General features: G+C 56.3%; 14 protein-coding genes. 8 read left to right on the top strand and 6 right to left on the bottom strand.

The window, feature by feature from the left end; all coding sequences use genetic code 11:
- The first annotated feature begins 7 nt into the window (after positions 1-7).
- From AOB54_03365 to mtnA, 4 genes are all read left to right on the top strand, one after another.
- Positions 8-901 (top strand): S-methyl-5'-thioadenosine phosphorylase, encoded by an 894-nt coding sequence (locus AOB54_03365; protein WVN42430.1) that lies wholly within the window; start codon positions 8-10, stop codon positions 899-901.
- A gap of 4 nt (positions 902-905) precedes the next feature.
- Entirely contained in the window at positions 906-1,556 is a 651-nt protein-coding gene (locus AOB54_03360) for a class II aldolase/adducin family protein (protein WVN42429.1), read from the top strand.
- Between the two features lie 87 nt (positions 1,557-1,643).
- The gene (locus AOB54_03355) at positions 1,644-2,171 is read left to right on the top strand and encodes an adenine phosphoribosyltransferase (GenBank protein WVN42428.1); all 528 of its coding nucleotides are present in this window, start codon (positions 1,644-1,646) and stop codon (positions 2,169-2,171) included.
- Between the two features lie 3 nt (positions 2,172-2,174).
- Positions 2,175-3,272 carry an S-methyl-5-thioribose-1-phosphate isomerase gene (gene mtnA / locus AOB54_03350; protein ID WVN42427.1) on the top strand — a complete coding sequence of 366 codons (1,098 nt, stop codon included), beginning with the start codon at positions 2,175-2,177 and terminating at the stop codon, positions 3,270-3,272.
- A gap of 51 nt (positions 3,273-3,323) precedes the next feature.
- On the opposite strand, the gene dnaJ is transcribed toward mtnA, so the two are convergent.
- The 3 genes from dnaJ to grpE all read right to left on the bottom strand — a co-directional run bounded on the left by dnaJ (position 3,324) and on the right by grpE (position 7,018).
- A complete protein-coding gene (dnaJ, locus tag AOB54_03345; protein WVN42426.1) occupies positions 3,324-4,457 on the bottom strand; it encodes a molecular chaperone DnaJ in 1,134 nt (377 codons plus the stop codon).
- A complete protein-coding gene (gene dnaK / locus AOB54_03340; protein WVN42425.1) occupies positions 4,457-6,388 on the bottom strand; it encodes a molecular chaperone DnaK in 1,932 nt (643 codons plus the stop codon). The genes dnaJ and dnaK overlap by 1 nt, the downstream gene beginning before the upstream one ends.
- 69 nt (positions 6,389-6,457) lie before the next feature.
- Positions 6,458-7,018, bottom strand: coding sequence for a nucleotide exchange factor GrpE (gene grpE / locus AOB54_03335; protein WVN42424.1), 561 nt, complete (start codon positions 7,016-7,018; stop codon positions 6,458-6,460).
- A 244-nt stretch (positions 7,019-7,262) separates the two neighbouring features.
- On the opposite strand from grpE, the gene AOB54_03330 reads away from it, so the two are divergent.
- The gene (locus AOB54_03330; GenBank protein WVN42423.1) at positions 7,263-8,504 is read left to right on the top strand and encodes an ATP-binding protein; all 1,242 of its coding nucleotides are present in this window, start codon (positions 7,263-7,265) and stop codon (positions 8,502-8,504) included.
- A 28-nt stretch (positions 8,505-8,532) separates the two neighbouring features.
- Positions 8,533-10,035, top strand: a complete 1,503-nt coding sequence (locus AOB54_03325; protein ID WVN42422.1) for an AAA family ATPase — start codon at positions 8,533-8,535, stop codon at positions 10,033-10,035.
- A 12-nt stretch (positions 10,036-10,047) separates the two neighbouring features.
- Here the strand turns inward: AOB54_03325 and hemH are convergent, their stop codons facing one another.
- Together hemH and hrcA are read right to left on the bottom strand one after the other, a co-directional pair.
- Positions 10,048-11,151 carry a ferrochelatase gene (hemH, locus tag AOB54_03320; GenBank protein WVN42421.1) on the bottom strand — a complete coding sequence of 368 codons (1,104 nt, stop codon included), beginning with the start codon at positions 11,149-11,151 and terminating at the stop codon, positions 10,048-10,050.
- Between the two features lie 18 nt (positions 11,152-11,169).
- Positions 11,170-12,204, bottom strand: a complete 1,035-nt coding sequence (gene hrcA, locus AOB54_03315) for a heat-inducible transcriptional repressor HrcA (protein WVN42420.1) — start codon at positions 12,202-12,204, stop codon at positions 11,170-11,172.
- Between the two features lie 46 nt (positions 12,205-12,250).
- Here hrcA and AOB54_03310 point away from each other — a divergent pair, with 46 nt between their 5' ends.
- Positions 12,251-13,204, top strand: a complete 954-nt coding sequence (locus AOB54_03310; GenBank protein ID WVN42419.1) for an NAD(+)/NADH kinase — start codon at positions 12,251-12,253, stop codon at positions 13,202-13,204.
- Positions 13,205-13,218: 14 nt separating this feature from the next.
- Positions 13,219-14,910, top strand: a complete 1,692-nt coding sequence (gene recN / locus AOB54_03305; protein ID WVN42418.1) for a DNA repair protein RecN — start codon at positions 13,219-13,221, stop codon at positions 14,908-14,910.
- Here the strand turns inward: recN and fur are convergent.
- Positions 14,875-15,336, bottom strand: a complete 462-nt coding sequence (gene fur, locus AOB54_03300) for a ferric iron uptake transcriptional regulator (protein ID WVN42417.1) — start codon at positions 15,334-15,336, stop codon at positions 14,875-14,877. The genes recN and fur overlap by 36 nt on opposite strands.
- Positions 15,337-15,371: the final 35 nt, after the last annotated feature.

Here is a 15,371-nt window from a genome sequence, read left to right as displayed (position 1 = left end):
AAAACGTATGACAAGTACCAACACACAGGCTGTCATTGGCATTATTGGTGGCAGTGGCGTGTACAACATTGATGGTTTGACCAACACCCGTTGGCAAAAAGTTGAATCGCCCTTTGGCGCCCCATCGGATGAGTTGCTCTTTGGCGAGCTAAATGGCCAACAACTTGTGTTTTTACCCCGGCATGGCCGCGGCCACAAAATACCGCCAAGCGAGATCAACTACCGGGCCAATATCGACGCCCTAAAGCGTGCGGGTGTCACCGAAATTATTTCCGTCAGTGCGGTGGGCTCGCTGCAAGAGCACTTAACGCCCGGCACCTTTGTGATCGTGGATCAATTCATTGATCGCACCTTTGCCCGGCAGAAGTCTTTTTTCACAACCGGTTGTGTCGCCCATGTGTCCATGGCCCACCCGGTCTGCAATCGGCTTGGCGACCAAATTGAGCAGGCCGCCAAAGAGGCAGGCATTTCTGCTGTTCGCGGGGGTACGTACCTGGTGATGGAAGGGCCACAGTTTTCCAGTCTGGCAGAGTCCGAACTCTATCGATCCTGGGGCTGTGATGTGATCGGCATGACGAATATGCCGGAAGCCAAGCTGGCCCGTGAAGCCGAGATCTGCTATGCGTCGGTCGCTATGGTGACCGACTATGACTGCTGGCACCCCGACCATGACAGCGTGACCGTTGATCAAATCATTCAAGTACTCACGGCCAATGCCGACAAAGCAAAACAATTGGTGCAGTCGGCGATTCCCAGACTGGCCAAGAACCCAGGCCGCCTCAGCTGTGCCTGCCAGAGCGCATTGGAGTTCGCCATCATCACTCCGCCCGCAGCCCGCGACCCCGCCATGCTTCAAAAATTAGATGCGGTAGCCGGCCGGGTTTTGAACAAAGCCAGTTGACACCATGAACACCGCTTCGCATCGACTCGCCATTTTGCAGGCCATGCAAAAGTTGGAATCGATGGGGTTAAATCGTGGCAGTTCCGGCAACGTGTCGGTGCGCATGTCACCCTCCTCTTTTTTGGTCACGCCATCGGGTGTGCCAACCGACCAGCTTGCCCTTCACATGATGGTGGAAGTCGACGCCAAGGGTGTGCCGCACGGCGCGCTTGCCCCATCCAGCGAATGGCGCTTTCACCACGATATCTACGCGGCACGGCCTGAAATTCATGCGGTGGTCCACACCCATGCGCCCTTTGCCACAACACTTGCCTGCCTGCACAAAGACCTTCCGCCCTTTCATTACATGATTGCGGTGGCCGGTGGCACCACCATTCGCTGCGCCCCCTATGCCATCTTCGGTAGCCAAGAACTCTCAAACCATGCGGTGCAGGCACTACAAGATCGCAAGGCTTGTTTGCTCGCCAATCACGGCATGATCGCCATTGGAAAAAACCTAAGCGATGCCATGCGGGTGGCCGCCGAAGTGGAAGGCTTGTGCGAGCAATACTGGCGGGCCCTGCAGCTTGGCGATCCAGTTTTATTAAGTGACGCAGAAATGTCGGCTGTGCTTGATAAATTTAAAACCTACGGGCCAAATGCAGCGGGACAATAACCCGTTGTTTTGACATTCATCGGCCGCTTGATTATTGAACCAATCGAGCAACACCAGGTTGCCCTGCAGGCAGGGCGAAGGAAGACCATGTCCATAAAGTCTTATATCCGCACCATCCCCCACTACCCCAAAGAGGGCATTCTCTTTCGCGACATCACCACCCTGCTGAAAGACCCGGTGGGCTTTCGCATCATGATTGATGAGTTGGTCGCGCGTTATGGCAATGCCGCTATCGATAAAGTCGCTGGCATTGAGTCCCGGGGCTTTATTTTGGGCGCGCCACTGGCCTATGCCATGGGTATTGGTTTTGTCCCCATTCGGAAAAAAGGAAAGCTCCCTGCCGAGACGGTTGGCCAAGACTACGAACTGGAATACGGCGTTGACCGGATTGAAATCCACGCCGATGCGATCAACCCCGGTGAGCGGATCTTGTTAGTTGACGACTTAATCGCCACCGGCGGCACCGCCGAGGCCGCCGTCACCCTGATTCGCAAGCTTGGTGGCGAAGTGGTGGAGTGTGCCTTTGCCATTGATCTGCCCGATATCGGCGGCACCCAGCGGCTGACCGCACTTGGCGTGGATGTGTTTGCGCTCACCGCGTTTGAGGGGCATTGATCCTTGAAATATGAAACCCTGCGCTGGCATCACCAGCAGCTTGAGCTGCTCGATCAACGGGCCCTGCCCCTGCAATGCAATTACATTGCTTATCAAAGTGCTGCAGAGGTAGCCCAGGGCATTCGTGATTTGGTGGTGCGGGGCGCGCCAGCCATCGGTGTGGCTGCGGCCTATGGGGTGGCAGTCGAAGCCCAGCGACTTCAGGGCCAATCGCTTGAACGCTTTATATCGGAGCTAGAAGCCGGGTTTGATGTTCTGGCCAAGAGCCGCCCCACCGCCGTAAATCTCTTTTGGGCGCTAGACCGTATGCGCTCCGTTTTAGAAGCGGTGTCAGGCACGGTGTCAGACACCTCCAGCAGGGTGTCTGACACCGTGCCTGACACCCCACCGGACACCCCATCGGACACCTCAACAATCGCCCAGGCCTTGCTGCAAGAAGCCCACAATATTTACGCAGAAGACATTGCGATTAACCGTGCCATGGGTGCCCACGGCCAGGCACTGTTAAAAGACGGTGCGCGTGTGCTGACCCATTGCAACGCAGGGGCGCTAGCCACCGCAGGCCACGGCACAGCACTTGGTGTCTTTCGCTCTGCGGTCGAGGCGGGAAAAAAGATATCCGTGATTGCCGATGAGACCAGGCCTGTACTGCAAGGAGCGCGACTGACCGCATGGGAGCTGATGCAATCGGGCATTCCGGTCACACTGATTACTGACAATATGGCCGGCCACATGATGGCCGCAGGTGAGATTGATGCCGTGGTGGTTGGCACCGATCGGGTGGCGGCCAATGGCGATGTGGCCAATAAGATCGGCACCTATATGGTGGCGGTACTTGCCCACCGGCATGGCATTCCATTTTATGTGGCCTGCCCTTTGTCCACCATTGATATGACGATCGAGAGTGGCGCCGATATTCCGATTGAAGAACGCCACCACAATGAGGTCACAGGCTACGGCGAATCCCGCTGGGCACCACCGGGGGTCATGATTCGTAACCCCGCGTTTGATGTGACACCCGCAGAGCTGGTGACTGGATTGATCACCGAAAAAGGTGTGGTGCTTGCGCCGAACAAAGAGAAATTGAGTGCGCTTTTCTAGGAGGCGCAGGATAAAGCGGTGTCAGGCACGATGCCTGACACCCGATCGCTTTTAGTTAAAAAAGTCCTTCACCTTATCCATCCAGCTCTTGCTCTGGGGATTGTGGCGCTCGCCACCCTCCTCCAAAGAAGATTCAAACTCTTGTAAGAGCTTGCGCTGCTTATCGGTGAGTTTGACTGGTGTCTCAATCACCACGTGGCAGTAGAGATCACCGGGCAGGCTGGAGCGAACGTTTTTAATGCCCTTGCCACGTAGCCGGAAGGTCTTGCCGCTCTGCGTGCCCTCGGGCACATCGAAGCTGGCCTTACCACCCAACGTGGGTACATCCACTGAGCCACCCAATGCAGCACGCGCAAAACTGATCGGCACTTCACAGTGCAGATCATCACCATCGCGCGAGAAGACTCGATGGGGCCGGATGCTGATCTCAACATACAGATCACCACTGGGTCCACCATTCACACCGGGCTCGCCATTGCCAGCCGAGCGAATCCGCATGCCGTCATCAATACCAGCAGGGATTTTGACTTCCAGTGTTTTCTGCTTGCGAATACGGCCTTCACCACGACAGCTTGGGCAGGGCTCTTTGATCGTCTTGCCACGGCCATGACAGCTTGGGCAGGTCTGCTGAATCGAGAAGAAGCCCTGCTGCATGCGGACCTGTCCTTGACCGTCACAGGTCTTACAGATCTCGGGTTTCGTGCCCGGCTTGGCGCCCGAACCATCACAGGTGCCGCACTTTTCCCAAGTGGGCACCTTGATCTCGGTGGTCATGCCATTGGCCGCTTCTTCTAGCGAGATCTCCATGGAATAGCGCAGATCCGCACCACGATAGACGTTGCTGCGCCCACCGCGGCCACCGGCTGCACCACCAAAGATGTCGCCAAAGATATCGCCAAACGCGTCCGCAAAACCGCCGCCTGCAAAACCACCTCCGCCACCAAAACCACCGGCATTGGGGTCAACGCCCGCATGACCAAAGCGATCATAGGCCGCACGCTTTTCAGCGTCGGTGAGCATCTCATAGGCCTCTTTGGCCTCTTTGAATTTCTCCTCGGCAGCCTTATCACCCGGATTGCGGTCCGGGTGATATTTCATCGCTAACTTACGATAGGCTTTTTTAAGCTCGTCGTCGGATGCGTTTTTCGCTACGCCAAGCACTTCATAGTAGTCGCGCTTGGACATTAGTCACGCTTCACTTCCTTGAAATCAGCATCGACCACGTCGTCGGCCTTTGCGCCACCTGCGTTCGCACCTGGCGCACCGCTAGACGCAGCGGCAGCACCAGCAGCCTGCGCATCGGCATAGACCTTTTCGCCCAGTTTCTGAGAAGCCTTCATCAGGTTCTCAGTCTTGGCTTCGATCTGTGCCTGGTCTTCCGTCTTCAAGGCGGCCTCGGCTTCTTTAATCGCTTCTTCGATCTTGGCCTTTTCATCAGCGTCGATCTTATCGCCGTGCTCTTCCAATGATTTCTTCACCGAATGCACCATGGCTTCGCCAGCGTTACGGGCCTGGACCATGGCCACACGCTTTTTATCCTCTTCAGCGTTGGCTTCAGCGTCTTTGACCATCTTCTGGATCTCGTCATCCGTTAAGCCAGAGTTTGCCTTGATGGTGATCTTGTTCTCTTTGCCAGTGGCCTTGTCTTTTGCGGACACATGCAAAATACCGTTGGCATCGATATCAAAGGTCACTTCGATCTGCGGCGTACCGCGTGGTGCAGGCGCAATGCCTTCCAGATTGAATTCACCGAGCAGCTTGTTGGCATTGGCCAATTCACGCTCACCCTGGAAGACCTTGATCGTCACGGCCGGCTGATTGTCATCCGCAGTCGAGAAGACCTGCGAAAACTTGGTCGGGATCGTGGTGTTCTTCTGAATCATCTTGGTCATCACACCGCCCAGGGTCTCGATACCAAGAGACAAAGGTGTGACATCCAAAAGCAACACGTCTTTACGGTCACCAGCCAACACCGAGCCCTGAATGGCTGCACCAACGGCAACGGCTTCATCGGGGTTCACGTCTTTGCGTGGCTCTTTGCCAAAGAAGGCCTTGACTGCATCTTGCACCTTGGGCATGCGGGACATACCGCCCACCAGAATCACATCGTCAATATCCGATGCCGACACGCCGGCGTCTTTCAGCGCGATCTTGCAGGGCTCGATCGTGCGGGCAATCAGCTCATCGACCAAAGACTCGAGCTTGGCACGCGTGATCTTAAAGGTCAGGTGCACAGGAGCGCCATTGGCCATGGCGATGTACGGCTCATTCAATTCGGTCTGCTGGCTAGACGACAACTCGATCTTGGCCCGCTCGGCAGCCGCTTTGATCCGCTGCAGCGCAATCGGGTCTTTGGAAAGATCAACACCGCTTTGCTTTTTAAAGTCTTCAATGATGTGATCGATGATGCGCTGGTCGAAGTCTTCACCACCCAAGAAGGTGTCACCGTTGGTGGAAAGCACTTCAAACTGCTTCTCGCCATCTACGTCAGCAATTTCAATGATCGACACGTCAAACGTACCGCCACCCAGGTCATAGACCGCGATCTTGCGATCTTTGCCGGCAGCTTTATCTAAACCGAAAGCTAGTGCTGCGGCCGTGGGTTCGTTGATGATGCGTTTGACTTCCAGGCCAGCAATGCGGCCAGCATCTTTGGTGGCCTGGCGCTGCGCGTCGTTAAAGTAAGCGGGTACTGTGATCACGGCCTCGGTCACTTCTTCGCCAAGATAGTCTTCGGCGGTTTTCTTCATCTTGCGTAGCACTTCGGCGGACACTTGTGGGGGTGCCAGCTTCTTATCGCGGACCTTGACCCATGCATCGCCGTTATCGGCCTTGGAGATTTCAAAAGGCATCAGATCGATGTCTTTTTGAACTTCTTTTTCGTCGAACTTGCGGCCGATCAGGCGCTTTACTGCATAGAGCGTGTTCTTGGGGTTGGTCACCGCCTGACGCTTTGCAGGCGCGCCCACCAGGATCTCGCCGTCTTCCATGTAGGCGATGATTGATGGGGTGGTGCGGGCGCCTTCAGAGTTCTCAATCACCTTGGGCGTGCCGCCTTCCAAAATGGCCACACACGAGTTCGTGGTGCCCAGGTCAATACCAATAATCTTTGCCATGTTTGCGTTCCTTCAAAAAGGGTTATTCAGTTGTTTCGGTAAATGGGGGTGAATTCGTTGATTTCAAGATTACTGGGCGACCACCACAATGGCTGGCCGCAAGACCCGCTCGGCCACGGTATAGCCCTTTTGCATCACCGCCACCACGTGGCCCGAGGCCACCGGGGGGGCCTGGGTGCTGCCATCGACCATGGAGACCGCCTGGTGGCGGTTGGGATCGAATTTCTCGCCCTTGGGGTCCACGACCGCTAAGCGGCCTTTCTGGAAGGCCTGCTGCAGCTGCTTCAACGTGAGTTCCACACCGCCACGCAAGCCCTCAAAGGTCTGGTTTTCCAGGCTGAGTGCCGTTTCCAGGCTGTCGGCCACGGGTAGCAGGGCCTCGGCAAAGGATTCAATGGCGAACTTGCCGGCATTGATCACTTCCTGGGCACTGCGTTTACGCAGGTTTTCCATATCGGCCCTGGCCCGCAGGTACTCTTCTTCCCAGGCCTTGACCTTGGCCAGCGCCTCTTCGAGCTGGGCTTCCAGGGATAGCGGCTGGTCGGCCTTGGCGGCCTGGTCTAGCTCCTGGTCGGTCAAGCCGGCAGTGTCTTCAGACTTGGGTTGTTGTTCTTTGTCTTGATTGGTCATGAGGGTGCCTTCTGTTCAACACGGATTTCCTGTAGATGGGGACGAATTTAGGGGATTCAAGGGGGTATCTTGGCCCGGCAGTCCAGCGAGGTGTCAGACACACTTTGATGCGGCCTCTCAAGGCACCCGAATTCGTTCTAAACAGACTATCGCTTTGATTTATATTTACTAAATTCCGGGATTTACGTAGTTTAATTCCGAAATTTACGTATCTTGCTTCCGAGATTTACGGTACCATCACCACATGAATGTAGCAGCCCTTTTCCCGCGTCGAATCCAACCACGCGTCGCTGAAGCCCTGCTGGACACGCCAGTCGTGTTGCTGGCAGGCCCTCGTCAGGCCGGGAAGACAACCCTGGTGCGGCGTATCGCAGAGCAGCAGGGCTTTCGTTACCTGACGATGGATGACGAACTGACATTGCTGTCGGCACGGGAGGATCCGGCCGGGATGATTCGTAGCCTGGATCGGGCTGTGATTGATGAAATCCAGCGCGCACCTCAGCTGCTGTTGGCCATCAAAAAGAGCGTGGACGAAGACCGGCGCCCTGGCCGGTTCCTGCTGACCGGTTCAGCCAACTTAATGGCGCTGCCAACCGTGGCTGACTCACTTGCCGGCCGAATGGAAACCCTCTCGCTACTCCCTTTATCGCAGAGCGAAATCGAGTCGCGCTCAGCGAACTGGATCGATCGCGCCTTCGCGGGTCAGATACTCAAGGTAGATCAGCCTGCAATTGGCGGTGATCTTATCGAACGGGTAATGCGCGGCGGCTACCCCGAAGCAATTGCGCGCGCATCGCCCAGGCGCCGTGTCGCTTGGGCACGTCAATACATCGACGCAATCATTCAGCGTGACCTTCGTGATGTGGCAAGCATCGAAAAGTTGGGTCAACTACCGCGATTCCTGCGCGCCCTGGCGCAGACGGCTGGCCAAATGTGCAATTACACACAACTCGGTGGCCAGGTCGGACTAGACGGCAAGACTGCCTCGCGTTACGTGAGTGTTTTCGAGCAGATGTACCTGCTGAAGCGTATCGATGTCTGGGCACGCAACCGCCTAAACCGTTTAGTGAAAACATCGAAGCTGCAGTTCATTGATTCCGGATTGCTAGCGGCGTTGCTCGATTTAACCGCCGACGAGGCACATCAAGACCGTACGCGATTTGGCAACGTGCTGGAAACCTTTGTCTTTAGTGAACTGCTCAAGCACACGACCACAGCGGAGGGGGATTACCAACTGATGTACTACCGGGACTTAGACAAGTTTGAGGTAGATATTGTGATTGAAAATACTGCCGGGCTATTGATAGGGGTCGAGGTCAAAGCAGCCGCCACCGTTAAAGAGACCGATTTTCGTGGGCTGAAAAAGCTGGCCAGTCTAGCGGGCAAGCAATTCAAAATGGGGGTGTTGCTTTACGACGGGACCGAGACGATGACCTTGGGGGGCGGCATCTGGGCGGCGCCATTGTCGTCGCTATGGGGCAAGTAGAAAGTAAAAATGTGGTGATTGAAACACCGTGCCTGACACCGTGAACATTCCCGCCCTACTCGATAACTTGTCGAGGCGTTATCCAGACACACAGCCGCGGCCAATCGAAACCCATATCTCCTGGGTACTGATCGCAGGCAGGTTCGCCTACAAGATCAAAAAGCCGGTGAAGTTTGCCTTTGTTGACTTTCTGACCCTTGAGCGCCGAAAGCATTTTTGCGAAGAAGAAATCCGACTGAACCAGCGGTTTGCGCCCGAGATTTATCTGGGCGTGGTGCCGATTGTGTTTAGCGCTAGTACGAACGAATGGGCCATTGACCCAACAACCCCACCCGCCCCAAACGAGATTGTCGAGTGGGCAGTCAAGATGAAGGCTTTTGAGGCCGACGCCACACTAGACCATGCCGCGACCGTTGAGCCAGCCCAGATCGATGCGATTGCGGACCGGATCGCGCAGTTTCACCAAAGCGAGCCATCAATCCCAGCGGACAGTCCACTGGGAAGCGCCGCCGAAGTCGCCCGAATCGCCCGAGAAAACCTGGCCGAACTCGCGGCCATGCTGCCCGAAGACCAAAGGATTCAGGCACTACAACAATGGACCGAAAAAGACATCAATCGACTCACACCCGTCTTCACCGCACGCAAACAGCAAGGCGCTGTGAAAGATGGGCATGGTGATTTACACCTGGGCAATATCGCCTGGGCCGAGGGTCGGCCGCTAATCTTTGACTGTATCGAATTTAGCGACACGCTGCGCTGTATTGATGTGATGAGCGAAATCGCATTTTTATTCATGGACTTATGCGCGCGGAACCACAAGCCACTGGCCTGGCGTATGCTCAACCGCTGGCTGGAACACACGGGAGACTGCGCGGGGCTGGTCACCCTTCCGTTTTATGCAGCCTATCGTGCATTGGTGCGGGCCAAAATTAGTCTGCATCAAAAGAAATCGGATGATGCGAATCGCTATTTGACCCTTGCCACGGAATTCTCATCCCCACCAGTTCCAACACTCATGCTGATGCATGGTTTCTCTGGCAGCGGAAAGACCTATGCGTCGCAACGTATTTTGGAATCTAGGGGCATGATTCGGCTGCGCTCAGATGTAGAGCGCAAGCGCCTGCATGGGCTTGCTGCTCAAGAGAGCAGCCGATCCGAACTCAATACAGCGCTGTATCAAGAGCAGGCGACGCAAGACACCTTTCATCACTTGGAACAACAGGCCGCCAGGCTTTTGCAGGCTGGCTTTGGCGTGATTGTCGATGCCACCTTTTTACGCCACCTCTTGCGCGAAAGGTTTATTGCGCTCGCGGCACAACTCCGCGTTCCTGCCACGATCATGGATGCAGATGTGGCGCCAGAGATTTGTCGCGAACGAATCTTGCAACGCCAGCAAAGCGAAAAAGACGCATCAGAGGCCACGCTCGATGTGCTAGCCCATCAACTACAGTCTGCAGACCCGCTCACTTCGCAAGAGTTGGCGATCACCCAAAAAGTGTCAGAGGTCCTGAGCGAGAAACCCGGTGTCTGACACCACAGAAAACTATTTCTCAGCGCCGCGCTGCAATGCACGTGCGCGCTGCAACTCCAGCTCGCCCTGGGTGGGCACTTCGGCGCGCTTAACGGGCCAGCCCTGCATGTGCTGCTCGATCAGGTCCGTCAAAGCAGAAATGCCATTCGCATCATCGTTCAGGCAGGGAATGTAACGATAGTGCTCGCCACCCGCCGTTAAGAAATCTTCCTTGCCCTCCATGGCGATCTCTTCCAGTGTCTCCAAGCAATCGGCAGGAAAACCTGGGCACATGACATCTAGCGTTTTAACACCCTGCTTGGGCAGGTCATGGATCACTTCAGACGTGTACGGCTTTAGCCACTCGGCCTTGCCGAATCGCGACTGAAAGGCCAGGCGCCAGGCGGAAGTAGGAAGGCCCAACTTTTCAGCCACCAACCGTGCGGTCTTATGGCACTCGCAGTGATAGGGGTCGCCCTTTAACAGCGATCGCTTGGGCACACCGTGGAAACTAAAGAGCAGTAGATCACCCCGGCCATGGGCGGCCCAATGCCGCTCCACACTCTTGGCAAGCGCCGAGATATACGGGTCGTAATCATGGAAACTGCGAATCAGTCGAAGATCGGGCTGATTGCGAATGGCGGTGAATTCATCCATCAGCACATCAAACGCAGTCGCCGTGGTGCTCGATGAATACTGCGGGTACATGGGCAGCACCAACAAGCGGCGCAGACCACGGGCGCGCATCTGCTCTATCACCGCAGGAATGCTGGGGTTGCCATAACGCATGGCGTAGTCGACATCCACATCAACCCCGCGATTGACAAGTTCAGCTTTAATTAAAGCGGCCTGACGCTCGGTGTAGACACGAAGCGGCGAGCCCTCGTCCATCCAGATGCTGGCGTATTTCACGGCAGACTTCTGCGGCCGCACATTCAAAATGATGCCATTCAGAATGGGCCACCAGACTAGCTTGGGAATCTCCACCACACGCGGGTCTGACAGAAACTCTTTCAGATAGCTGCGTAAAGCAGGCGCTGTCGGCGCATCGGGCGTGCCCAGATTGATCAACAACACACCGGTGCGCAGCGGTGTGCCGTGGCTGTAATCCGGTTCGGGCTTTAAAGGGAAAGGCATTTAGGTTTTATTGTCGTTTTAATTGTGATGCGCCGAGCCGGGCTGACTCAATGCGGTGGAAAGTAGTTTTGCAGTGATGTCCACAATTGGAATCACCCGCTCATAAGCCATGCGGGTGGGGCCAATCACACCAAGTGTGCCCACCACTCGGCCATCAATCTCATAGGGTGCCGCCACCACCGACAACTCTTCAATTGGCACCAATGACGATTCTCCGCCAATGAAAATCTGCACGCCCTGCCCTTGCGTCGACGCATCAAGCAGCTGGGCAAGCGATGCCTTTTGCTCAAACAAGTCAAAGAGCCGGCGCAAGCGACTCATGTTTTCTGACAAATCAGAAATATCCAAAAGCCGGCGCTCACCCGAAACCAATACCGCATCATCTGGGCTTTTCATCACATCTTCACCGGTCTGAACGGCCAACTGCATGAGCGCCGAGATGTCATTGCGAAGTTCCGACAACTCGCCTTTTAAACGCTGGCGCACGGCCTCGAAATCAAGGCCCGCGTAATGGCTATTGATGTAATTGCCTGCCTCGGTGAGTTCGGTGGGGGTGTAATCACGGTCGGTCTGCAAAATACGGTTATGCACATCACCTTCGGGGCTCACCACAATCAGCAGCACACGGCACTCACTTAAGCGCAGAAATTCAATATGCCGAAACACGCCGCCACGTTTGGGCGTGACCACCACACCCGCAAAACTCGACAAGCTTGAGAGCAGCTGGGCCGCATGATTCATCAGGCGGTGGGGGGCATCGGCCTGAAGCTGGCCCTCCAGCATTGCCGCCTGGGTTGGGGCAATCGGCTGAACCGTGAGCAGGCTATCCACAAAGAGCCGGTAGCCCTTGGGCGTGGGCACCCGGCCAGCCGATGTGTGGGGGCTGGCCACCAGGCCCATATCTTCTAAATCAGCCATCACATTGCGAATGGTGGCCGGTGACAAATCCAGGCCCGAGAACTTGGAAAGCGCACGCGAACCGACCGGCTGGCCGTCGGCAATGTAGTGCTCAATCAGGGTTTTCAGAAGGTTGCGGGATCGATCATCAAGCATAGACCGCATTATTCCCCATCCCCGGTCCTATGGTGTAATGCAGGACATGCGTAACGGTCAAACACCCTTTAAACGGATTGGGCTTTTCGGTCGGCCTCAGACCGATGGCCTGGGTGCGCCTTTGCGAAAAATCATCGCCACCGTCCGTGCTGCGGGCGGCACCGTCTGGCTGGAACAGGAGACCGCCACCAGCGCGGGCCTTGGCAAAGGCGAGTCTGACGGCACCGGCACGCTTACCGAACTTGCCCAACACATTGACCTGGCCGTGATTCTTGGGGGCGATGGCACCCTGCTTGGCGTTGCCCGACAGCTCGCCCCCTACGGGATTGCCCTGATTGGTGTGAACCAGGGCCGGCTCGGCTTTATGACCGACCTGGATATCTCCCAGGTGGACACCGAACTTCCAGCGGTACTACAGGGCGACTATGTCCAAGAAGACCGCAGCATGCTGCAGGTCTCGGTCATGCGCCGAAAAAATAGCGAACACAGCCGTGTGGCCGTCTTTGATGCCCCTGCGCTCAACGATGCCGTGATCAGCCGCGGGGCCGTGAGCCGCATGGTGGAGCTGGAAATCTTTGTCGATGGCCACTATCTGCAGACCCTGCGGGCCGACGGATTAATTGTCTCGACCCCCACCGGGTCAACGGCCTACTCGCTTTCGGCACTTGGCTCGATTTTGCATCCTGCACTTGCCGGAACGACCCTGGTTCCCGTGGCCCCACAGGCGCTCTCGAGCCGGCCCATCGTGCTGCCGGAAACGGTGGAAGTACAAGTCGTTGTCAACGATGGTGCAGGCACCAGCCTGCACTGCGATATGCAGGCGCTGGCCTCGCTGGAAGACGGTGACAAGATCGTGATCCGGCATGCAGCCCACAAGGCCCGGCTGCTTCACCCCAAGAGCTACGACTACTTTGTCATGCTTCGGCGCAAACTCCACTGGAGTACCAACCCGCTTTTTGTCGGCAGGCCTGACCCGCAGCCCCCTTCCGAAAATCATTAGCCCAGGCGCTGGCCATGCTTGTCTCACTATCGGTTCATCAGTTTGTGATTGTCGAGCGCCTTGAGCTCGACATTGCCCGTGGCTTTACCGTGATGACCGGTGAAACGGGCGCTGGCAAATCCATTCTGATTGATGCCCTGGATCTCATGCTGGGTGGGCGGGCCGATACATCGGTAATTCGCGAGGGCGCTGCCAAGGCCGATCTTTCCGCCTGCTTTGATATCGGCAGCCTGCCCCAGGTCCAGGCCTGGCTAACCGAAGCGGGACTCGAGCCAGCAGATGAAGACGAGCCCACAACGCTACTGATTCGGCGCACGGTGGAATCCACTGGCAAATCCAGGGCCTGGATCAATGGGCAGCCTGCCACGCTTGCGCAACTTAAAACACTCGGCGAGGCCTTGGTGGATATTCACGGCCAGCATGCCCACCAGAATCTGCTTCGGCCCAATGCACAGCGGCAACTCTTAGATGCCCACGCGGGCCTGCAAAAAGACACCCAGGCCCTGGCTGAACTCTGGCGTGAAAAACAAAAAATTCAGCAGGCCTTGGATCAGGCCGAGCAACACTCGGAACAGATGCAGGCACTGCGCGATCAACTCGAGTGGAAGATCGAAGAGATTGAATCGCTCAAACTCCAGCCCGGTGAGTGGGCATCTTTGTCAGAAGAACAAAAGCGCCTCTCTCACGCTGCAGAACTCTTACAGACTGCCCAGTCGGCCTTAAGCAGTATTGATGAAGAAGAAAACTCGCTGCTCAGTCAGACAGAACGGATTGCCCAACGCTTAGCCAATCTGACCGACAAAGACCCAAGAATCGCCGCAGCAGCCGAAGCGGTTCAGGCCACGGCGATTCAGTTTCAAGAGGCTGCCGATGCGCTTCAAAAATACTTAGACAAAACCGATCTTGATCCCGAGCGATTGGCGGAAGTGGAAAGCCGCGTTGAGGCGATCTTCACCACTGCACGCAAATTAAAGACCCGGCCGGAACAACTCACCGACATTTTGGAAGACGCCCGCCGCGAATTGGCCAGTGCCCAGGCGGCCGCCGATGTGGCCCAGCTGAAAAAACAGTTGGCCACCACCGATGCCGCCTTTCAAAAACTTGCCCAGCAGATCTCCAAGGCCCGACAAAAAGCCTGCGACCAGCTCTCGGTCGCGGTCAATGATTGGTTTGGGCAGTTGGCCATGGGGTCGATGGTCTTTCAGGCCGTCTGTGAGCCCCGTGAGCAGCCGGCATCGTTTGGCCTGGAAGACGTAATCTTCACCCTGCGCAATCACGCGGGTGGTGCGCCCTTCCCCATTCAGAAGGTGGCATCAGGGGGGGAGCTGGCACGAATCAGTCTGGCCATTGCAGTGGTCACCTCTGCAGCCAGCGACATTCCGACACTCATCTTTGACGAGGTGGATACCGGCATTGGCGGCAACGTGGCCCACACCGTTGGCAAACTTCTGCGGCAACTTGGTGAGGCACGGCAGGTGCTGTGTGTCACCCACTTGCCACAAGTTGCATCACGCGGCCATCAACACTTTCGCATTACCAAACGTGCCGCCGCCAAAGGCGCACCAAGCAGCGAACTCACGGCCCTGGGGAGTAAAGAACGGGTGGATGAGATTGCCCGAATGCTGGGCGATCAGGGTACCGAGAAAACCTCTCGGGAACACGCCAAAAGCCTACTTGCCCTTGACGAGCTTTCCGTCGGCAGCTGAGCCCCGCTTAAAGTCACAATCGGTTCGGGTGCAGTGGCCATAAAGTGCCAGGGCATGCTCTTGCAGCCGAAAGCCTTTTTTCTCGGCGATCTCATGCTGACGATCTTCGATCTGGGAATCAAAAAACTCTTCCACGCGGCCGCAATCCAGGCAGACCAGATGGTCGTGATGGTTGCCCTCGTTTAGCTCAAAGACCGCCTTGCCCGATTCGAAATTACTTCTGGCCAGGATACCGGCCTGCTCAAACTGGGTCAGCACGCGATAAACGGTGGCCAGGCCAATATCCAAGTTCTCTGCCAACAGCGCCCGATACACGTCTTCGGCCGTCAGGTGGCGGGTGCTGGCCCGATGAAAGATATCCAGCACCTTAAGTCGGGGCGTGGTGACCTTCAGGCCAGTGGTTTTGAGATCCTCGATTCCGGGCATGGGACGTATCATAACGGGCTAGGCCTTCTGCCAAC

Origin of the sequence: beta proteobacterium MWH-UniP1, assembly GCA_036362785.1 — a bacterium.
GTDB lineage: Bacteria > Pseudomonadota > Gammaproteobacteria > Burkholderiales > Burkholderiaceae_A > Lacustribacter.
The sequence above is the reverse complement of the archived record's forward strand: the minus strand, read 5'-3'. Positions and strand labels throughout refer to the sequence as shown.

What these genes read in the sequence shown, in the direction of transcription:
- AOB54_03330 (WVN42423.1), top strand. Translation starts at nt 7,263, where the DNA reads ATGAATGTAGCAGCCCTTTTCCCGCGTCGAATCCAACCACGCGTCGCT.
- grpE (WVN42424.1), bottom strand. Translation starts at nt 7,018, where the DNA reads ATGACCAATCAAGACAAAGAACAACAACCCAAGTCTGAAGACACTGCC.
- dnaJ (WVN42426.1), bottom strand. Translation starts at nt 4,457, where the DNA reads ATGTCCAAGCGCGACTACTATGAAGTGCTTGGCGTAGCGAAAAACGCA.
- AOB54_03365 (WVN42430.1), top strand. Translation starts at nt 8, where the DNA reads ATGACAAGTACCAACACACAGGCTGTCATTGGCATTATTGGTGGCAGT.
- AOB54_03310 (WVN42419.1), top strand. Translation starts at nt 12,251, where the DNA reads ATGCGTAACGGTCAAACACCCTTTAAACGGATTGGGCTTTTCGGTCGG.
- dnaK (WVN42425.1), bottom strand. Translation starts at nt 6,388, where the DNA reads ATGGCAAAGATTATTGGTATTGACCTGGGCACCACGAACTCGTGTGTG.
- recN (WVN42418.1), top strand. Translation starts at nt 13,219, where the DNA reads ATGCTTGTCTCACTATCGGTTCATCAGTTTGTGATTGTCGAGCGCCTT.
- hrcA (WVN42420.1), bottom strand. Translation starts at nt 12,204, where the DNA reads ATGCTTGATGATCGATCCCGCAACCTTCTGAAAACCCTGATTGAGCAC.
- hemH (WVN42421.1), bottom strand. Translation starts at nt 11,151, where the DNA reads ATGCCTTTCCCTTTAAAGCCCGAACCGGATTACAGCCACGGCACACCG.
- fur (WVN42417.1), bottom strand. Translation starts at nt 15,336, where the DNA reads ATGCCCGGAATCGAGGATCTCAAAACCACTGGCCTGAAGGTCACCACG.
- AOB54_03355 (WVN42428.1), top strand. Translation starts at nt 1,644, where the DNA reads ATGTCCATAAAGTCTTATATCCGCACCATCCCCCACTACCCCAAAGAG.
- AOB54_03360 (WVN42429.1), top strand. Translation starts at nt 906, where the DNA reads ATGAACACCGCTTCGCATCGACTCGCCATTTTGCAGGCCATGCAAAAG.